Source organism: Enterobacter chengduensis (genome assembly GCF_001984825.2).
GTDB classification, from domain to species: Bacteria; Pseudomonadota; Gammaproteobacteria; order Enterobacterales; family Enterobacteriaceae; genus Enterobacter; species Enterobacter chengduensis.
Genome location: NZ_CP043318.1, coordinates 1,741,928 through 1,762,786 on the forward strand (window position 1 = coordinate 1,741,928; position 20,859 = coordinate 1,762,786).

The 20,859-nt window shown below is 54.5% G+C and carries 15 protein-coding genes and 1 CRISPR repeat array; of the genes, 11 read left to right on the forward strand and 4 right to left on the reverse strand.

The features are described 5' to 3' along the window. The first annotated feature begins 160 nt into the window (after positions 1-160). On the forward strand, positions 161-1,819 hold the full coding sequence (locus tag FY206_RS08600; protein WP_032639195.1) for an ATP-dependent endonuclease: 1,659 nt from the start codon (positions 161-163) through the stop codon (positions 1,817-1,819). Here FY206_RS08600 and FY206_RS08605 read toward each other — a convergent pair. After that, positions 1,816-2,772 carry a VirK/YbjX family protein gene (locus FY206_RS08605; RefSeq protein ID WP_032639197.1) on the reverse strand — a complete coding sequence of 319 codons (957 nt, stop codon included), beginning with the start codon at positions 2,770-2,772 and terminating at the stop codon, positions 1,816-1,818. The genes FY206_RS08600 and FY206_RS08605 overlap by 4 nt on opposite strands. Positions 2,773-2,931: 159 nt before the next feature. Here FY206_RS08605 and macA point away from each other — a divergent pair, with 159 nt between their 5' ends. Both macA and macB read left to right on the forward strand, forming a co-directional pair. Beyond that, positions 2,932-4,047: a macrolide transporter subunit MacA gene (macA, locus tag FY206_RS08610; protein ID WP_077064061.1), complete on the forward strand. Its 1,116-nt coding sequence runs from the start codon at positions 2,932-2,934 to the stop codon at positions 4,045-4,047. Then, positions 4,044-5,984: a macrolide ABC transporter ATP-binding protein/permease MacB gene (macB, locus tag FY206_RS08615; protein ID WP_045890489.1), complete on the forward strand. Its 1,941-nt coding sequence runs from the start codon at positions 4,044-4,046 to the stop codon at positions 5,982-5,984. Before macA ends, macB begins: the two co-directional genes overlap by 4 nt. Before the next feature lie 70 nt (positions 5,985-6,054). Here macB and cspD read toward each other — a convergent pair whose 3' ends face one another. Further along, positions 6,055-6,276: a cold shock-like protein CspD gene (gene cspD, locus FY206_RS08620; protein ID WP_008499993.1), complete on the reverse strand. Its 222-nt coding sequence runs from the start codon at positions 6,274-6,276 to the stop codon at positions 6,055-6,057. 267 nt (positions 6,277-6,543) lie between these two features. Here cspD and clpS point away from each other — a divergent pair, with 267 nt between their 5' ends. Beyond that, entirely contained in the window at positions 6,544-6,864 is a 321-nt protein-coding gene (gene clpS / locus FY206_RS08625) for an ATP-dependent Clp protease adapter ClpS (RefSeq protein WP_006174393.1), read from the forward strand. A gap of 27 nt (positions 6,865-6,891) precedes the next feature. After that, complete coding sequence (clpA, locus tag FY206_RS08630) at positions 6,892-9,171, forward strand: ATP-dependent Clp protease ATP-binding subunit ClpA (protein ID WP_032639202.1); 2,280 nt, start codon at positions 6,892-6,894, stop codon at positions 9,169-9,171. Positions 9,172-9,357: 186 nt separating this feature from the next. Here clpA and FY206_RS08635 read toward each other — a convergent pair whose 3' ends face one another. Both FY206_RS08635 and FY206_RS08640 read right to left on the reverse strand, forming a co-directional pair. After that, on the reverse strand, positions 9,358-9,837 hold the full coding sequence (locus tag FY206_RS08635) for an Hcp family type VI secretion system effector (RefSeq protein ID WP_032639204.1): 480 nt from the start codon (positions 9,835-9,837) through the stop codon (positions 9,358-9,360). 254 nt (positions 9,838-10,091) lie between these two features. Further along, entirely contained in the window at positions 10,092-10,772 is a 681-nt protein-coding gene (locus FY206_RS08640) for a hypothetical protein (RefSeq protein WP_032639209.1), read from the reverse strand. Positions 10,773-11,435: 663 nt separating this feature from the next. Between FY206_RS08640 and FY206_RS08645 the strand changes: the two genes are divergently transcribed. The 6 genes from FY206_RS08645 (at position 11,436) to csy3 (ending at position 20,851) form a co-directional block, all read left to right on the forward strand. Further along, positions 11,436-11,873, forward strand: a complete 438-nt coding sequence (locus FY206_RS08645) for a hypothetical protein (RefSeq protein ID WP_032639211.1) — start codon at positions 11,436-11,438, stop codon at positions 11,871-11,873. Positions 11,874-12,049: 176 nt separating this feature from the next. Next, positions 12,050-13,038: direct repeats of the CRISPR family, unit length 28 nt; unit sequence GTTCACTGCCGTACAGGCAGCTTAGAAA. A gap of 335 nt (positions 13,039-13,373) precedes the next feature. Further along, positions 13,374-14,357 (forward strand): type I-F CRISPR-associated endonuclease Cas1f, encoded by a 984-nt coding sequence (gene cas1f, locus FY206_RS08650; protein WP_032639213.1) that lies wholly within the window; start codon positions 13,374-13,376, stop codon positions 14,355-14,357. After that, complete coding sequence (cas3f, locus tag FY206_RS08655; protein ID WP_032639215.1) at positions 14,354-17,584, forward strand: type I-F CRISPR-associated helicase Cas3f; 3,231 nt, start codon at positions 14,354-14,356, stop codon at positions 17,582-17,584. The genes cas1f and cas3f overlap by 4 nt, the downstream gene beginning before the upstream one ends. Before the next feature lie 15 nt (positions 17,585-17,599). Beyond that, positions 17,600-18,907, forward strand: coding sequence for a type I-F CRISPR-associated protein Csy1 (gene csy1, locus FY206_RS08660; protein WP_032639217.1), 1,308 nt, complete (start codon positions 17,600-17,602; stop codon positions 18,905-18,907). After that, entirely contained in the window at positions 18,904-19,839 is a 936-nt protein-coding gene (csy2, locus tag FY206_RS08665) for a type I-F CRISPR-associated protein Csy2 (RefSeq protein ID WP_032639219.1), read from the forward strand. Before csy1 ends, csy2 begins: the two co-directional genes overlap by 4 nt. Positions 19,840-19,852: 13 nt before the next feature. Further along, positions 19,853-20,851 (forward strand): type I-F CRISPR-associated protein Csy3, encoded by a 999-nt coding sequence (gene csy3, locus FY206_RS08670; RefSeq protein WP_032639221.1) that lies wholly within the window; start codon positions 19,853-19,855, stop codon positions 20,849-20,851. The last annotated feature ends 8 nt before the right edge of the window (positions 20,852-20,859 follow it).

The window sequence follows — 20,859 nt, forward strand, 5'->3', positions numbered from 1 at the left end:
TTTGATTTAAGGCAATGTGATGTCAATCCTTGTTCGAATCAGCGGTAAATAGAGCATAGACCAATTCTCATAAGGGTGAATGTTGTGCTGTCGTGACAGAACGCCTCCCGCTATACTGCTGATAACTTGAAGGAAAAAGTGATCATTTCGCGGGGGATTTATGCTTCTCGAACGTGTGGAAATTGTCGGGTTTCGCGGTATTAACCGCCTGTCGCTGCAGCTGGAGCAGAACAACGTCCTGATCGGCGAGAACGCGTGGGGGAAGTCCAGCCTGCTGGATGCGCTGACGTTGCTGCTTTCCCCCGAAGACGATCTGTATCACTTCGTCCGCGAGGATTTCTGGTTCCCGCCGGGCGACGTGACGGGGCGCGAGAAGCACCTGCATATCATCCTGACGTTCCGCGAATCCGAGCCTGGCCGCCACCGCGTGCGTCGCTTTCGTCCGCTGTCACCCTGCTGGGTGCCGTGCGATGACGGTTTTCACCGGATTTTCTATCGGCTGGAAGGGGAGATGGCGGAGAACGAAGGGGTACTCACCCTGCGTGATTTTCTCGATGAGACAGCCAGCCCGATCCCGCTGGACAACATCGACGACCTCGCCCGCCACCTGATCCGCCTGACGCCCGTATTGCGGCTGCGCGATGCGCGCTTTATGCGGCGTATCCGTAACGGCACGGTGCCGAATATGCCGGAGGTGGAAGTCACCGCCCGCGAGCTGGATTTTCTGGCCCGTGAGCTGGTGTCGCGTCCGCAGAATCTGACCGATGGTCAGATTCGCCAGGGGCTGTCCGCGATGGTGCAGCTTCTGGAGCACTATTTTTCCGAGCAGGGCACGTCCGAGTCGCGCCATCGGCTGATGCGCCGTCGCTCTCATGACGAGCAGCGCAGCTGGCGCTACCTCGATATCATTAACCGGATGATCGACCGGCCCGGCGGCCGTACCCATCGGGTGATTTTGCTGGGGCTGTTCTCAACGCTCCTGCAGGCCAAAGGCACCGTCCGTCTCGACCGGGACGCGCGGCCGCTGCTGCTGGTGGAAGACCCGGAAACGCGCCTGCATCCCATCATGCTCTCCGTGGCCTGGCATCTGCTGAATCTGCTGCCGCTCCAGCGTATTACGACCACCAATTCCGGGGAATTATTGTCCCTGACGCCGGTAGAACACGTCTGCCGTCTGGTGCGTGAATCCTCCCGCGTCTCGGCATTCCGGCTTGGGCCGGGCGGTTTGAACGCGGAAGACGGGCGGCGCATCGCGTTTCATATTCGCTTTAACCGCGCGTCGTCGCTCTTTGCCCGCTGCTGGCTGCTGGTGGAGGGTGAAACGGAAACCTGGGTTATCAACGAACTGGCGCGCCAGTGCGGCCACCATTTTGATGCGGAAGGCATTAAGGTGATTGAATTCGCCCAGTCGGGATTAAAGCCGCTGATAAAATTTGCCCGCCGGATGGGCATCGAGTGGCACGTCCTGGTCGACGGTGATGAGGCGGGCAAAAAATATGCCTCGACCGTGCGTAGCCTGCTGAATAACGAGCGGGAAGAAGAGCGCGACCACTTAACCATGCTCCCCGCGATGGACATGGAGCACTTTATGTATCGTCAGGGGTTTGACGACGTCTTCCACCGCGTTGCGATGGTGCCGGTCGATGTCCCGATGAACATGCGGCGGGTGATCGCCAAAGCCATTCATCGTTCGTCAAAGCCGGATCTCGCCATTGAAGTGGCGACGGAGGCGGGAAGGCGGGGCGTGGAGGCGGTACCGACCCTGCTGCGGAAGATGTTTTCCCGCGTGCTGTGGCTGGCGCGCGGGAGAGCGGATTAACCCCGGGTCGCCTGTTTCACCTGCTGAATCAGGCTATCCAGCAGTTCGTAGCGGCGGCGATATTCCGAACGTTTTTTGCTGGCGATTTCTTCCATCGGTTTACGCGGCATAGCGAGAGGCAGCGTAAAGTTACCGTTATCCTGCTTTTCACCGCCGAGGGAGAGCCAGAAGCTGTCGTAATCGGCCAGCAGTTTTCCCTCTTTTTTCCTGCGGTAGCGCCAGCTGCGATAAATATGGGTATCGTTACTGACGGCGATAATCTGCTCTACCGGGAACGCGGCGCCGAGGGTCATGGCGGCCTCGACCAGCAGACGTTTCGGGAACAGGCCATGGCAGGCTTTCGTCGCCCCCTGGATCCGCTCATGGGGGACATGCACTTTTGCGCCCTGCAAACCGCCAATGAACAGCGTCGATTTTCCCTCGAACGGGCAAAGCGTAAAGGTCATTTCCGCCAGCGCGGTGTTTTGAGCGTCACAGAAAACGAGGGTTGCTTCTCCCTCTTTATCCATAAACGCATCGGCGCACAGGCGAACGGTAAATTGCTGTTCATCTTTTCCGGTTATGGTCAGCAGCGTCGCGCCGTGCTTTGAAAGATAGCCATTCATCAGCGTCGCCGGCAGCTGGTGAGACATGACCTGATAGTGCCAGGAGAGCGATTCCAGCGTACGCTGTCGATCCATATTGACGGTCAGCCACGGGCGATGCAGGCGGCAGGGCAGGCCGGGCTGAACCTGGAGCATTTGCATCAGGTACGGATGCTTTGCCAGCGCAGAGAGCAGGCGAGCGGTGCTGAACGGTGTTGCCAGCGAGCGCAGCATAAACTTGCGTCGGTAGTCGGTGTTTTCCCATGCCAGCCCGGGGGCGATCTCACCGAAGGCCAGGCTTTTGAAGAGCTGCCAGCCGGATTTTGGCTGCGGCAGGTTGGAAAGTGATGTATCGACGATAGAAGACATGGTAGATCCTGATCCTTTTGGAATATCGCTATTTCAACAGGGGAAATGTCAACGTCTCGTAAACAAATTGGGGCGATTTCGGAGAACAGGGCTTTCGTTGAAGAGTCGTTTAGTTAGAATCAACCTTTATCATTGCCAGAACATTTATTTGGAATATTTATGAATCTCAAGGGAAAACGCAGAACGCTGTTTCTGCTGCTGGCGGTCGCGGTTTTAGCCGTTGGGTACTGGCTATGGCAGGTGCTGAATGCGCCGGTGCTGCAGTATCAGACGCTGATTGTTCGCCCTGGCGAACTGCAGCAAAACGTCCTGGCGACGGGCAAGCTTGATGCCCTGCGCAAGGTTGACGTCGGTGCGCAGGTCAGCGGTCAGCTGAAAACGCTGTCGGTTGAGATTGGCGACAAGGTGAAAAAAGGCCAGCTGCTTGGCGTGATCGATCCTGAACAGGCTGAGAACCAGATCCGCGAGGTGGAAGCCACGCTGATGGAGCTGCGCGCGCAGCGTGCGCAGGCGCTGGCCGAGCGTAACCTGGCCCATGTCACGCTGACCCGTCAGCAGGCGCTGGCCAAAACCCAGGCTATCTCGAAGCAAGATTTAGACACGGCCACCACGGAGCTGGCGGTAAAACAGGCGCAGATTGGCACGATTGACGCGCAGATCAAACGCAATCAGGCCTCGCTGGATACGGCGAAAACCAACCTCGACTACACCCAAATCGTCGCGCCGATGGCCGGTGAAGTCACCCAGATCACCACCCTGCAGGGCCAGACGGTGATTGCCGCCCAGCAGGCGCCAAACATTTTGACCCTGGCAGACATGAGCACCATGCTGGTGAAGGCCCAGGTCTCAGAGGCGGATGTCATCCATCTGAAGCCGGGACAAAACGCCTGGTTTACGGTGCTGGGCGACCCGCAGACCCGCTACGAAGGCGTGCTGAAAGACATTCTCCCGACGCCGGAAAAAGTGAACGACGCCATCTTCTACTATGCCCGCTTTGAGGTACCCAACCCGAAGGGCGTGCTGCGTCTGGACATGACCGCGCAGGTGCATATCCAGCTGACCGGCGTGAAGAACGTGCTGACCATTCCGCTCTCGGCGCTGGGTGAATCCGCCGGGGAGAGCCGCTACAAAGTGAAGGTGCTGCGCAACGGCGAAACGCGCGAGCGTGAAGTGGTGATTGGCGCGCGCAACGACACCGACGTGGTGGTGGTCAAAGGGCTGGAAGAGGGCGAGGAGGTTGTTGTCAGCGAAAGCCTGCCCGGAGCCGCCAAATGACGGCGCTGCTTGAGCTGAATGACATTCGCCGCAGCTATCCCTCCGGCGATGGCCCGGTGGAGGTGCTGAAGGGCATCTCCCTGCGCGTGGAGGCGGGCGAGATGGTGGCGATTGTCGGGGCGTCGGGCTCCGGTAAATCGACGCTGATGAACATTCTCGGCTGCCTGGATAAACCGACCAGCGGCACCTATCGCGTGGCCGGAACGGATGTCTCCACGCTGGACGGCGACGCGCTGGCGAAGCTGCGCCGGGAACATTTTGGCTTTATCTTCCAGCGCTACCACCTGCTTTCTCATCTTAGTGCGGCCCAGAACGTCGAAGTACCGGCGGTGTATGCGGGCGTCGAGCGGAAAAAACGTCTTGAGCGTGCGCAGATGCTGCTGACGCGCCTGGGGCTGGCGGAGCGCGTAGAGTACCAGCCCTCGCAGTTGTCCGGCGGCCAGCAGCAGCGCGTGAGTATCGCCCGCGCCCTGATGAACGGCGGGCAGGTGATCCTCGCGGATGAACCGACCGGCGCGCTCGACAGTCATTCCGGCGAAGAGGTGATGGCGATCCTGCATCAGCTTCGCGATCGGGGGCACACGGTCATTATCGTCACCCACGATCCGCAGGTGGCGGCGCAGGCGGAACGCATTATTGAGATCCACGACGGCGAGCTGGTCAGCAACCCGCCGCCGCGGGCGTCCAGAGCGGCGGCGCCGAAAGAAGCGCTGCCGGCCGCAACCGGCTGGGGACAGTTTTCCAGCGGCTTTCGTGAAGCGCTAACCATGGCCTGGCTGGCGATGGCGGCCAATAAAATGCGCACCCTGCTGACCATGCTCGGGATTATCATCGGCATCGCCTCGGTGGTGTCGATCGTGGTGGTGGGCGACGCGGCGAAGCAGCTGGTGCTGGCCGATATCCGCGCCATCGGCACCAATACCATTGACGTTTATCCCGGCAAAGACTTTGGCGACGACGAGCCGCAGTATCAGCAGGCGCTGAAATACGACGATCTGGCGGCGATTCAGAAGCAGCCGTGGGTCAACTCCGCCACGCCGGCCGTTTCGCAAAACCTGCGCCTGCGCGTGGGCAATGTGGACGTGGCCGCCAGCGCGAACGGCGTCAGCGGAGACTACTTCAACGTCTACGGCATGACCTTCAGCGAGGGCGCTACCTTCAACGCCGAACAGCTGGCGGGCAGGGCGCAGGTGGTGGTGCTGGACGCGAACTCGCGCAGGCAACTCTTCCCTAATAAAGCCAGTGTCGTCGGTGAAGTGATCCTGGTCGGCAACATGCCTGCCACGGTCATTGGCGTGGCGGAGGAGAAGCAGTCGATGTTTGGCAGCAGCAAGATCCTGCGCGTCTGGTTGCCCTACACAACGATTTCCGGGCGGATTATGGGGCAGTCCTGGCTTAACTCCATCACCGTACGCGTGAAGGAGGGCTACGACAGCGCGCTGGCCGAGCAGCAGCTTGAGCGGCTGTTAACCCTGCGCCACGGGAAGAAAGATTTCTTCACCTGGAACATGGACGGCCTCTTGAAAACGGCGGAAAAGACCACACGTACTCTTCAACTGTTCCTCACGCTGGTGGCGGTGATTTCGCTGGTCGTCGGCGGCATCGGGGTGATGAATATCATGCTGGTGTCGGTCACCGAGCGCACCCGGGAGATTGGCATCCGCATGGCGGTCGGGGCCAGATCCAGCGACGTGCTGCAGCAGTTTTTGATTGAAGCGGTGCTGGTGTGCCTGGTTGGCGGGGCGATGGGGATTGCGCTCTCAATGATGATCGCCTTTGCGCTCCAGCTCTTTTTACCCGGCTGGGAGATTGGCTTCTCGCCGGTTGCCATTATTACCGCGTTCCTGTGTTCGACCTTTACCGGCATTTTGTTCGGCTGGTTGCCCGCCCGCAACGCGGCGCGGCTGGATCCGGTGGACGCGCTGGCTCGGGAATAACCCGAAAATAAAAATGCCAGCCGATCGGGCTGGCATTTTGACGGCGGGATGTACACAATAAAACAGAGGGCTAGGCAACCGTCTCTGCTTCAATGGGGACGATAAGGCTTGCATGATTGCCTTTAGGTCCCTGGTGTACATCGAACCGGACGGACTGCCCGGCTTTGAGCGTTCTGTAACCATCCATCTGAATGGTGGAATAGTGAGCGAAGATATCCTCGCCGCCGCCTTCGGGGCAGATGAAGCCAAACCCTTTGGCGTTGTTGAACCACTTAACAGTACCCATTTCCATGCTTCGACATCCTTCGTAAATCTTATAAGTTAAGATGGAATGAACCGGTGGTGGAGTGGGGGCTGTTCAAAACCTCGCCATCTCACGCTTGTACAATTTAGAGAAACGGAAGACGTCGTCAAGCGTTTGGCGCTGGAGTTGGGACAATAATCAACCAAAGTTTGAAGCAGTTAACGCTATTGCGACAGTTTGTGACAGACATCGCGGATGACAGTAATAGATGATTGTTATCTAACATCTGAGGTAGATTCAAAGTGGTTATGCATCATGGGTAAGACCAACGATTGGCTGGATTTTGACCAGCTGGCGGAAGACAAAGTGCGCGACGCGCTAAAACCGCCATCTATGTATAAAGTTATGTTAATGAACGATGATTACACGCCGATGGAATTTGTTATTGACGTGCTACAAAAGTTCTTTTCTTATGATGTAGAACGTGCAACGCAACTGATGCTTACCGTTCATTATCGAGGCAAAGCCATCTGCGGCATCTTTACGGCAGAAGTGGCGGAAACCAAAGTGGCGATGGTGAACGACTATGCTAGGGAGAACGAGCATCCGTTGCTGTGTACGCTGGAAAAGGCCTGATAAGGCATAAAATTGGGGGAGGTGCCTATGCTCAATCAAGAACTGGAACTCAGTTTAAACATGGCTTTCGCCAGAGCGCGTGAGCACCGACATGAGTTTATGACCGTCGAGCATCTGCTGCTCGCACTGCTTAGCAACCCATCTGCCCGCGAAGCGCTGGAAGCCTGCTCTGTGGATCTGGTGGCGCTGCGTCAGGAACTCGAAGCCTTCATCGAACAAACCACACCGGTGCTGCCAGCCAGTGAAGAGGAGCGCGACACGCAGCCGACGCTCAGCTTCCAGCGCGTGCTGCAGCGCGCGGTTTTCCACGTCCAGTCTTCCGGACGTAGCGAAGTGACTGGCGCAAACGTCTTAGTCGCCATCTTCAGCGAGCAGGAGTCGCAGGCTGCCTATCTGCTGCGCAAACACGAAGTCAGCCGCCTCGACGTGGTGAACTTTATTTCTCACGGAACGCGCAAAGACGAGCCTAACCAGGCATCGGATTCCGGCAACCAGGTCAATAACAATGAAGAGCAAGCAGGCGGGGAGGATCGTATGGAAAACTTCACCACCAACCTTAACCAGCTTGCTCGCGTTGGCGGTATCGACCCGCTGATCGGTCGCGATAAAGAGCTGGAGCGCGCGATTCAGGTGCTGTGCCGTCGCCGCAAGAACAACCCGCTGCTGGTGGGTGAGTCAGGCGTGGGTAAAACTGCGATTGCCGAAGGGCTTGCCTGGCGCATTGTGCAGGGCGACGTGCCGGAAGTGATTGCCGACTGCACTATCTACTCGCTGGATATCGGCTCGCTGCTCGCGGGCACGAAATACCGCGGTGATTTTGAAAAACGCTTCAAGGCGCTGTTAAAACAGCTGGAGCAGGACACCAACAGCATCCTGTTTATCGATGAGATCCACACCATCATCGGCGCAGGTGCGGCCTCCGGTGGCCAGGTGGATGCCGCAAACCTGATCAAACCGCTGCTCTCCAGCGGCAAGATCCGCGTGATTGGCTCCACGACTTACCAGGAGTTCAGCAACATCTTTGAGAAAGACCGCGCGCTGGCGCGCCGCTTCCAGAAAATCGACGTGACCGAACCGTCCGTCGAGGAAACGGTGCAGATCATCAACGGCCTGAAGCCGAAGTACGAAGCGCACCACGACGTGCGTTACACCGCGAAAGCGGTCCGTGCGGCGGTGGAGCTGGCGGTGAAATACATCAACGACCGTCATCTGCCGGATAAGGCCATTGACGTAATTGATGAGGCGGGGGCGCGTGCGCGCCTGATGCCCGCCAGCAAGCGTAAGAAAACCGTTAACGTGGCGGATATTGAGTCCGTGGTGGCCCGCATCGCGCGTATCCCTGAGAAGAGCGTTTCTCAGAGCGACCGCGACACGCTGCGCACCCTCGGCAATCGCCTGAAAATGCTGGTCTTTGGTCAGGATAAAGCCATTGAGGCTTTAACCGAAGCGATCAAGATGGCCCGTGCCGGACTGGGGCATGACCACAAGCCTGTCGGTTCCTTCCTGTTCGCCGGTCCGACCGGCGTGGGTAAAACCGAGGTAACGGTGCAGCTCTCTAAAGCGCTCGGCATTGAGCTGCTGCGCTTTGATATGTCCGAGTATATGGAGCGTCACACCGTCAGCCGTTTGATTGGTGCGCCTCCGGGCTACGTCGGCTTTGACCAGGGCGGCCTGCTCACCGACGCGGTGATCAAGCATCCGCACGCGGTTCTGCTGCTCGATGAAATCGAGAAAGCGCACCCGGACGTGTTCAACATCCTGCTGCAGGTGATGGACAACGGGACGCTGACCGACAACAACGGGCGCAAGGCGGACTTCCGCAACGTGGTGCTGGTGATGACCACCAACGCCGGGGTACGTGAAACCGAGCGTAAATCCATCGGCCTGATCCACCAGGATAACAGCACCGATGCGATGGAGGAGATCAAGAAGATCTTCACGCCGGAGTTCCGCAACCGTCTGGACAACATTATCTGGTTCGATCACCTGTCTACCGAGGTGATCCATCAGGTGGTGGACAAGTTCATCGTCGAGCTTCAGGTACAGCTGGACCAGAAAGGCGTGTCGCTGGAAGTGAGCCAGGAGGCCCGCAACTGGCTGGCCGAGAAAGGCTACGACCGTGCGATGGGCGCTCGTCCGATGGCGCGTGTGATTCAGGACAACCTGAAAAAACCGCTGGCGAACGAGCTGCTGTTTGGCTCGCTGGTGGACGGCGGCCAAGTCACCTTGGCGCTGGACCAGGCGAAGAACGAGCTGACGTACGACTTCCAGAGTGCGGCGAAGCACAAGCCGGAAGCGGCACATTAAGTCGTTTTAGTATAAAAGCCGGGTTTTTTAACCCGGCTTTTTTTGTGCCCGTTTTTCTCCCTCTCCCCGTGAGAGAGGGCCGGGGTGAGGGCGTCAGGCCATACAATTTAAAAGCACAACTTCGCTTGCTGTTTTTAGTTTTAGTTAAGATAGTCACAACAAAAAAGGACTCTTCAGAGTCCTTTTTTATGCCACTGCTCTTTCATTCCACGAGTCTTTGAACATGATGTTCCCATCACAGTAGATCCATTCTATAGATTCATAACGAATTTCAATTTCTTCCATATGCTTACTTGCAACGCCTATTGGAAATAGAACGGGAGAAATTCTTGTAATCTTTACGTTTTCCATCTTTATATTAAAGTATTCTACCTCTATTCCTGCTTCATTAATCCTGTACATTTTAATTAAAGCTGTTTTTAGTGTTCTACCCTGACATACCGCTCTGAATAAATAGGGGGTAAGGCGATCTATGTCTTTTTCAAATGTAATCGGAACATGTAGGCGCGTACCAGTAAGTTTTCCAGTGTTATAATCTGTAGGGATCCATACAGAATGATTGAACGATTTAAGTTCGGTGGAACCCAATCGTGTAGGCATTAAGCATTCACCCATTAAAGGCGAGTTATTTTCATCGGTAAGCCACATATGTGCTGGTATAGACATTTATTTTTTTCCTTTATAAAAAAACACTAATGAAAATATCGTGACTACTATCGAGGTGATAATTATAAATGAAGCTTTGTTATTGTTGACTAGAGCCGAAACGGGAATGGATATCATTATAATAAATATAATAATGCCCCAGCCTATGAGATCATTAATGCAATCATCTTTAATGCTGGTAAATAAACGCTTAACACAACGCCAAAGAAATTCATTTATTAAATTAAACATTGTTACATCATTCTATTTAATGCTCAGGTAATTTCTTCATCCGAGGCTAAGCTAATATTCAGATATCCAGACTTCATGATAATCGGTTCGATCAAGAAATACAGCATCTCTAATCCCTCTCTATATAAAGCATTATAAAATAATGGACAAAAATTTTTTAGATTATCTGCACTTTCAGCAGCATGTTGAACAATTCCATAAATATTTGTGCCTCCCACCACCCATCCGACTCTGTTTGCTATTTTTTTCATGAACGCATCTTGAACTACTGAACTCATCTTATTCCCACGGCATATATAAGATGTCATAGCATATATTAAACCATTTTTTGAAATGTATTTTATGGAGTAGTGTGTTGTAAAAGGTGTTAGTTTCTCAAGGATTGATTTTTTTTCTACTTCACTCTTGTTTGTTAGAAGTGTTTCAATGTATATTTGAATCATTCGGAATATAACATTACGATGTTTTATCAGTTCATACAGGGAAAGCAAAAACCTTTTATCCTCAGACATTAGTTTATTACACACATCTTGATAATTGTCTGTAAGGCAAGATGTATAATAAAGTAATCGTGTTGCGCCATCTTCAAGACCATTTAGATAATCGACAACCCCCTCTTTAACGCCATCTAACGCTTTATCTAATCGCACAGCTAGTTCTTTATCAGTTCCAATTTTTCTGATGATTTCTTCGCTGTAATACATAATATATCCTTTTAGTTTAATGCGCTTATCATCGTATATGGAAAGATTTGATCAAGTGATCGTTCTCTCATTTTTGTTAACTAGGGAAAAGATTACTTTTTATTATCTTGATGGATGAATGAGATTAAATGATTAATGTGGTGAATCTAATGCCAGATTATCTGTTGTTTATTATTTTGATTCGCTTATTTTTCCTTTTTAAAGTGCGTCCGGAGAAGTAAACACGGATTCCAACCCGTCCTTCATCTCTCTCACTTAAATTATATTATTATTTGTTATTTTTTGGACGTCCTTTGTTATAGGAGAGGGGGATAGCATGTGGCCGCAGAGGAGTTTTGCGAGGCGCTTTCCAGATTCTTTCGAAGTCAGTTGCTGGATAAATCCACAGTAATAAAATGGCGGCGCACCTGCAAAATCAGGTGCCGGGATTGGCGTCCTGATTACACACGAGAAATGATGTTGATAAGTCAACTATCATCAGGTTCGTTCACACTTTTGAAAGCTAGCGATATAATCCGCAGACTCAATTATGGTGGGCTGAACCGGGGCTTCTTTTGAAGCGCCGATTTTCCCGTGTGGGTCGGTACGCCAAACCGGTTCAGTCTGCCACCTGAGTTGGCGTTCGGGTGGAGATCTTTAAATTTCACACGGAGTCATAACCAAATGGAACATAACAATTTTTCACAGCTCTACACCGAACTCTCCCTTAACCCCGATCTGCCAACCCTTGCCGAGCGCTGTACACTGCTCACCGAAATCCTACTGGATTGCAAATCACTCCCCCAAACGCATCCCGTATGCCGCTGTCTTGGAGCCTGGCTGGAAGAGGTGAAATCCGGGCTTACAGAATCAATGCGTGATTTTCAGGTGGTGGAATTTGAGGACGAAGTGGAACAACCGCGACAAAAAGAGTGGTTGCTGGAAGATACCGAAACGAAATGCGACTACTGTCGGGCGTTAAACCATGTGCTGCTGGTGGCGAATTTTGACGGCGATATGTTGCCGCACATCACGGGGCTACTCCATGACATTACGCATTCTATGGCCGCAGACGTTGTTGCCCCTCGAAATGCAGAACCGGTAATTCACATTATTTCCTGAGTTCGAGCCCAGGCGTCGGGGGCATTTCTCTGACGCCGTTGCTGTAACCCTTTTTTTTGATGTATACGTAACGTATTGATTTATATGATGAGGATTTACGTGCCAGAAAAAAGGGTTTTATACGTGTAAGTTGATTATTTTGTTTGCTAACAATAAGATGGCGTCGTTTCTTTCCAGTTCACTGCCGTACAGGCAGCTTAGAAACTGGGTTAAACTCCATGCCTCGCTTCTCTACGTGTTCACTGCCGTACAGGCAGCTTAGAAATGAACTTCTTTACCGGCTATGATGCTGCCAGCGTTCACTGCCGTACAGGCAGCTTAGAAAGTAACCGGGATTAAAACGTCGCCGACCAGCTTGTTCACTGCCGTACAGGCAGCTTAGAAACCAGGCTGATACTGCGTTACCAGTGCCGGACAGTTCACTGCCGTACAGGCAGCTTAGAAAGATACACCCAGGCATGGGGTTTCTATCGTGGTGTTCACTGCCGTACAGGCAGCTTAGAAAACAACCATTTTTGATAATTCATTTTCTACCTCGTTCACTGCCGTACAGGCAGCTTAGAAAAAAAGCAAGCGGTGACGCGCAGAGCCAGGAGGTTCACTGCCGTACAGGCAGCTTAGAAAATCACCGCAACAGCGAGAACGGCAAGTTAGCAGTTCACTGCCGTACAGGCAGCTTAGAAATACTCGCTCAAGTTGTTTCGTTGATACGTGGTGTTCACTGCCGTACAGGCAGCTTAGAAACCTGAACCAGTCAGCGCCGCTGTATGCCCCGAAGTTCACTGCCGTACAGGCAGCTTAGAAAAGTACAATACGGGGCCTGGCCAACACCGGCGATGTTCACTGCCGTACAGGCAGCTTAGAAAATTCGAATCTCTGACTACAAGCGAAACATTGAGTTCACTGCCGTACAGGCAGCTTAGAAATCGCACCACAACCCAATACGAGCCATAGCCTGTTCACTGCCGTACAGGCAGCTTAGAAATGTCAAAACTCCAGTTTGAAACCAACGACAAGGTTCACTGCCGTACAGGCAGCTTAGAAATGACCAGGCAGCTCGCCGCGCTGTCAGCTGAAGTTTACTGCCGTACAGGTAGCTTAGAAAAATAACTGCTGCGCTCGATCGGCTGGTGGGTAGTTCACTGCCGTACAGGCAGCTTAGAAAATCGAAACGAAACATCGACAACTGAGCGAAGTGTTCACTGCCGCACAGGCTGCCCCTCTCAAACCAACCCACCGTATAATATTCACCAAACCAATTTAAAACCTAATCCCATCAAACCTGCACTCTCTATTTTCACAATAAATAAAAAACCCATTCATGCATGAATTATATTCTAACGAATATATTATTCGCAAAAATAATACTTCAGCTAAAAACATGATTTTCCACTTCATTATCACGGTGATTATTATTCATTTGATACCCGTCACATTTGTTTCCATCCGATGTTCGCTAACATATTGCGCATTCAACACCTTGAAATAAAAGCCCTTGCCATGTCCGTAAAGAGCATCACCCCTACAGACTTAAAAACCATTCTGCATTCAAAGCGTGCCAATATTTATTATCTGGAGAAATGTCGTGTTCAGGTGAATGGTGGGCGTGTTGAATATGTCACCCAGGAAGGACAAGAGTCGTTTTACTGGAATATTCCCATCGCGAATACGACTGCGGTGATGCTGGGAATGGGAACATCCGTTACGCAAATGGCAATGCGCGAGTTTGCGCGGGCAGGCGTAATGGTTGGCTTTTGTGGAACGGACGGCACGCCGCTTTATTCCGCAAACGAGGTGGATATCGACGTCTCATGGCTCAGCCCGCAAAGCGAATACCGCCCGACCGCATATTTACAAAACTGGGTCTCATTCTGGTTTGATGAGGAAAAACGCCTGCAGGCGGCAAAACGGTTTCAGTTTATTCGCTTTCGGCAAATCGAAACGCAGTGGGCGAGAGCGCGGATGCAGCGAGATACTGCTTTTCAGCCTGATAAGGGTGCGCTGGAAACTATTCTGGAACGTGCCAGACAGGGCATGGAAAACGCACAGGATCACACGTCGCTGATGCTTCAGGAAGCGCAGCTTACCAAATCGCTCTATAAACTGGTCAGCCAGACGGTGGGTTACGGCAGCTTTACCCGCGCCAAACGCGGCGGCGGGGCAGATATGGCGAACCGTTTTCTCGACCAGGGCAATTATCTGGCCTACGGGCTGGCGGCCGTCGCGGCCTGGGTAACGGGCATTCCACATGGTCTGGCCGTCATGCACGGTAAAACCCGACGCGGCGGGCTGGTTTTTGATATTGCTGATTTAATCAAAGACGCCCTCGTTATGCCGCAGGCATTTATGGCGGCGATGGAGGGCGAGGATAATCAACAGTTTCGCCAGCGCTGCATCAACGCGTTTCAACAGGCTGACGCGCTGGATGTGATGATCGCCACCCTGCAGGAAACCGCGCACGCGCTGGCGGGCACCGCAAAATGAATGTGCTGATTATCTCTCGATGCACCAAACGCGCGCGCGAGCAAAGCTGCCAGATTATCGATCAGTTTGCTGAGCGAACGGGTGACGCGGCGTGGCAGACGACGATAACGATGGAAGGCGTCACCACCCTGCGCAAGCTGCTGCGCAAAACGGCACGTCGTAACACCGCGGTGGCCTGCCACTGGCTGAAAAGAAACGGACAAACCGAGCTGCTGTGGATAGTCGGGAATTTGCGTCGATTCAACGCGCAAGGGCGCGTGCCAACCAATCGCACGAGCCTGCAAATTATCCGCAACGACGGCGAACACCGCTGGCAAAGTGCGGAAAGCATCGGCTTGCTGGCGGCGATTGCCGGGCTGTTTCATGATTTTGGTAAAGCGGGGATGTGCTTCCAGCAGACGCTTAAAGGGGAAAGCAAGCACATTTGCCAGCCTTACCGCCACGAATGGATCTCGGTTCGTCTGTTTGAAGCCTTTGTCGGGGAGCGCACCGATGAACAGTGGCTGACATCGTTGACGCAGCTCAAAGCCGCTGACGAAAAGGCCATGCTGAACGCGCTGAAGATGGATACAGACAAGAACGGCAGCCTGTTGGGAAAACTTCCGCCTCTGGCTAAGGTGGTGGTATGGCTGATTTTGTCGCATCACCGCTTACCGCAGTCGCACTCGACGCGTCCTCAACTGGACTATTGCGAAGGCTGGTTTGAGAAACAGCTGAACCCGGAATGGAGCTCGCTTAATCATAAATCCACCGAAAAACATCCGTGGAAAGCGCGTGATTTTAAAAATGTCTGGAAATTCCCCAATGGTACGCCGCTAAAAAGTAAAACGTGGCGCGAGAAGGCCCGGCAGATTGGTAAGCGCATCCGGAACCTGCCCGCACTGCTTCACGCGGGATCGCTAGATAATCTCTTTACTCTTCATCTTGCCCGCCTGTCGCTGATGCTGGCCGACCACGTTTACTCCTCTCAACCCGCGTATGCCGGGTGGCAGGATGATGCCGTTCCGTGCTGGGCCAACAGCGACCGCCAGTCCGGGCAGCTTAAGCAAAAGCTGGATGAACACAATGTCGGCGTTGCGCATCAGGCCCTGTTGATGGGGCGCTCGCTTCCGGCACTGCGCCGCTCACTGCCCGCCATCGCAAGACACAGGACGTTCCGGGAAAGAGCGAAAGATCCGCGTTTTCACTGGCAAAACAGGGCATGGGACGTGGCGTCTTCCCTGCGTGAGAAAAGTGCAGAGCAGGGGTTCTTCGGCATCAATATGGCCTCGACCGGATGCGGTAAAACCTTTGCGAATGCCCGGATCATGTACGCTCTGGCAGATGAGCAGGCAGGGTGTCGTTTTAGCGTGGCGCTGGGGTTACGCACGCTCACGCTGCAAACGGGTCAGGCTTTGCAGTCGCGCCTGGGGCTGGATGACGACACGCTGGCCGTGGTGACCGGCGCTGCAGCAGTGAAGGAGTTGTATCAGGGTAATGATGCTGAAGATACCCGCAGCGCCAGCGACGAAGCGTTCTTCGCCAGCCATCACTACGTACATTACGAAGGGGCGACCAGCAGCGGTATCGCCCAGCAGTGGCTGGCGAAAGAACCGGCGCTCAATCGCCTGGTCAGCGCCCCGGTGCTGGTGACAACACTCGATCACCTGATGCCTGCAACGGAAGGCGTGCGCGGCGGCAGGCAGATCCCCGCCATGCTGCGCCTGCTGACCAGCGATCTGGTGCTTGATGAGCCCGATGATTTTGACGTTGATGATTTGCACGCCCTTTGTCGGCTGGTGAACTGGGCGGGCATGCTCGGCGCCCGCGTGCTGCTTTCCTCTGCCACGCTGCCCCCGGCATTAACGGAAGCGCTGTTCGAAGCCTACCGGGAAGGGCGCAAAGCCTGGCAGGCCGCGTGCGGTCAGTCGGACAGACCGACGAGTATCTGCTGCGCCTGGTTTGATGAGTATGGCGCGCAGTCGCAGGATGTGGCCGACGATGCTCAATTTCGTCAGGCGCATGGCGATTTTGTCAGGCAGCGGATTAAACGTCTGCCAGACCAGCCCCGGCTTCGTCTGGGTAAACTTGCCGCCGTTGAACCGCACTCTTCCCGCACGGCCGATGTTGTCTCTGCCCTGGCGAAGACGTTGCACCAGCAAATGTTCTCGCTGCACGGCGATCATCGCAGCACGCATAAAAGCGGCAAAACCGTGTCGTTTGGTCTGGTGCGGATGGCGAACATCAACCCGCTGGTTGCCGTCGCGCAGGCGCTGATGGCGTTACCTTCTCCGGACAATTACCGCATTCATTACTGCGTGTACCACAGTCAGCACCCGCTGGCGGTGCGCGCGGCGATTGAAAAACGACTCGACGCGGCGTTCACGCGGCACGAACCGGACCCGGTCTGGGAGTTGCCTGAAGTTAAGCGGGCGCTGATGTCACCAGAACAGCACCACCTCTTTGTCGTGCTCGGAACCTCCGTTCTCGAAGTTGGGCGCGATTTCGATGCCGACTGGGGGATTATCGAGCCGAGCTCCATGCGTTCGCTTATTCAGTTTGCGGGGCGTATTCAACGCCACCGTCAGCAGGTGCCTGAGCGCGAAAATCTGGTGATTCTCCAGCGCAACGTGCGCGCGCTTCGCGGAGAGAGGATCGCCTACTGCCGACCCGGTTTTGAGACCGATCAGCATCCGCTGGCGCATCACGATCTTCATGAGCTTCTTACTGAAGAAGGCTACCGCACGCTGAATGCGGTCCCGCGCATCGTTGAAAATCTGCCCGGCAACGCGCTGGCGGCGCTGGAGCATGAGCGTTTGCGCGCCTCGCTGCTGGGCGATGGCAAGAAATCAGATGCGGTGGCGGCGTCCTGGTGGCGGCTACCGCTGACGTGGAACGGTGAGCTGCAGCTGCGGACGCCTTTTCGCCGTGCGTCACCGAAGGACACTTTCTTTTTGCGCATGGAAGAGGAAGACGATGAACCTGAGTTTTGCCTGATGCAGGAAGACGGCAGGTTAAAACCCGCAGGACGGTTTTGCGAACAGGCGTTGTTTATGGCTGACGGCGTAGAGCCGTGGGTCGCAATCGAATATGCCGAGATATTACAGGCGCTCGCCGAGACGAAGCAGATGGAGCTGGCTGCGGTGTCGCGACGGTATGGCGAAATCACACTGAGAGTTACCTGGGAGGAGGAAACGGAGAAATGGTTGTATCACCCCGCATTGGGCGTGTTCAGGGAATATCTCTAAGAGTCAGGAGCGAGTATGTCAGTTGAAGCACTAAGCGCTTTCATTGCTGAGTACATTGCCGGACGACGGCAAACAAAGCTGGAAGCATTTGATAAAGCGACCGCAAAGCGCAGCGAAGATAGCGCAACGCTTGCGGCTGAACGCCGGGAACTGGAGCTTCGCTATGAGCCGAAAGCATGGCTGACGGATGCCGCGAAGCGAGCCGGACAAATTAACCTCGTGACCCATGCGGCGAAATTTACCCACGGAGATTCAAAAAGTAGCAGTATTTACAGCGAGGCAGTGGCGCAGGAAGGGTACCTCAGCACCGCTGCGTTGTCAGGTCTGGAACCGGATGCGGTCGGCAACGCCGCTGCGCTTGACGTCGCGAAATTATTGCAAACGCAGGTTGAGGGCGGCGACTCCCTGCTAGCAAGCCTGAAGCGTGGCGATCACGCCGCGCTGGCCGCGTTTACCGATGACGAGAGTCAACTGCGTGACTGGATTGCAGGTTTTTCTCGCGCGTTAACGCCCGGCGAACCCGCTTCGCACAAGCTGGCTAAACAGGGGTATTTTCCGGTAGGTGAAAATTACCATCTGTTAAGCCCGTTGTTTGCCACCTCGCTTGTTCACGCTATGCATCAAAAGATGATTGCCTGTCGTTTTGGCGAGGAGGTAAAAGCCATCTGGAAAGCGCGCCGCGAGAAAACCTGGCATCCCACTCCGCTGACGCTTTTCCCGGATTCAGCAGAAATACACTTTGGTGGCACGAAACCGCAAAACATTTCCTATCTAAACAGCGTACGCGGCGGACGTAGCTGGCTGCTCTCCTGCCAGCCGCCGCAGTGGAAAAGGGCAGAAAAGCCACCGACGAGCTTGCGTTCTGTTTTCGCCTCGGGTGGGCAATTTGACCGCCGTGCGAAGAGTCATATTCAGCTGCTTGTTTCCCTACTGACGAAGGCGGGCGATTACACCAATTTTCGTATTCGTGAAGCGCGCGACGGCTACATCAATATGATTATCGATCTGCTGTTTGAGATCGCCTCTGTATTCCAACGGGAAACCTCGCAGAGCTGGACGCTCAACTGTCCCGATCTGAAACCTCATCAGCAGCTCTGGCTCGATCCCTGGCGCACAAAAACAGACGAAGCCTTCCGTCTTGAGCGAGAAAAAGATGACTGGCAGGACGCTGTGGCGGAAGATTTTGCCCAGTGGCTCAACGCCCGTCTGCGCAAGTCGCTGCCGGATGTCGGTAATGTGGAAAAACGGGAGTGGGAAACGCGCGAACGTTTACGCAGCAACCTGCGTGAGATGGAAAAAATTATCCGGGAGGCGCTGAAATGAGCTCACTGATCCTGCTTCGCCGTGTCCGAGTCGAAAACGCCAACGCGATTGCTGGCCTGACCTGGGGTTTTCCCGCCATCACTCATTTCCTGGGATTTGCCCATGCGCTGTCGCGCAGGCTGACGGAAACGCACGGGCTGCGCATCGAGGGCTGTGCCGTCGTCAGCCACGAACACCAGATCCTCGCGCACACGTCTGGTCGCGATTATCAGTTTGCCCTGACGCGTAATCCCCTTACCCGTGAAGCGAAAACGGCCTCATTTAATGAAGAGGGGCGCATGCATATGACGGTTTCGCTCCTGCTTGAGTGTCACGGGGAAATTCCGAACGGTGAATACGGACAGCGTGACCTGGCCGAATACCTTTCGCAGGTGTGCCCGACGCTCCGACTGGCGGGCGGCATAGTCGTTGATATTGAGACGATTACCGTCATGGCGATGCCGTCTACCGATCGCGAAATGCGTCGGTTGCAGTGGCAGCTTATGCCCGGTTTTGCCTTACGCGATCGGAGCAGCTGGCTGGTTCAACATTATCAAACCCTGCTTGAAAACCATCCTGATGCCACATTGCTTGATGCCTGGCTTGATTTTGCCACGCTGAAAATCCAGGCGGAAATGCCGGAGAGCGGCAACCTGCGCGAAGGCGAGCCGGCTGACTGGCACGTTGTTCCCAAACCTAATCCCGGTTATCTGGTGCCGTTAATGACGGGCTACCAGCGTATCTCTGAACTCTACGCCCCCGGCGTCGTGGAAAACGCGCGCGATGCAGAAACGCCCTTCGCGTTTACCGAAGCGGTGTATGGCGTGGGCGAGTGGTGCGGTCTGCACCGGATTCGGTCGCTTGACGATATTTTCTGGCGCTATCGCACGACGGAAACAGGCTACTACTGTCAGGGCGCGGGCGCGCCGTTGACTTCTGAACCTCTTAATTAAAAAGGACTTATCTATGGCAAAGGCTCCAACTGCCGTTAAAACGGCATCTGTACTGGCATTTGAACGTAAACTGGCAACCTCGGATGCGGTGATGTATTCCGGAAGCTGGGCGGGAGAGACCTGGCAGCCGATTCGGATTCAGGAAAAAGCGGTACGCGGCACTATTTCTAACCGTCTGAAAAATGCGCTGACCAACGATCCGGCAAAGCTGGATGCGGAGATCCAGAAAGCGAACCTGCAGCGTGTGGACGTGGCGTCGCTGCCCGCCGATGCAGACACCCTGAAGGTGAAATTTACCCTTCGCGTGCTGGGCAACCTGTCGACGCCATCAGTGTGTAACGATCGTGCCTACCAGGATGAACTTCAGCAGGTTATCGACGGTTATATCAGTGAACACGGTTTCAAAGAGCTGGCGCGTCGCTATGCAACCAATCTGGCAAACGGCCGTTTTTTATGGCGTAACCGCGTCGGGGCAGAAAAAATTATCGTGAACGTGACGGGCAGTAAAGCCTGGACGTTTGATGCGTACAATTATGCGCTGCGAGATTTTTCTGCCTGCGATGAGCGCTTAAACGCACTGGCGCAGGAGATCGAAAAAGGGCTTAGCGGTGAAGAATTTGTTCTCCTGAACGTCGACGCGCAGGTGCTGCTCGGTGCCGGGCAGGAGATCTTCCCGTCGCAGGAGCTGGTCCTGGACAGCAACAGCAGCAAGAGCCGTCTGTTGTATCAGGTAGACAGCGTTGCAGGCATGCACTCGCAGAAAATCGGTAATGCCATTCGAACAATAGATACATGGCACCCTCAGGTCGATGCGCTGGGTGCTATCGCCGTCGAACCGTATGGCTCTGTCACCAGCCGTGGTGTGGCCTGCCGCCAGCCGAAAGAGAAGATGGACTTCTACACCCTGCTGGATAACTGGGTGACGAAAGGCCAAAAGCCTGACGTTGAACAGCAGCATTACGTCATGGCCGTGCTGATCCGCGGCGGCGTCTTCGGTGAGAAGGGCGAGTAAGGAGTGGT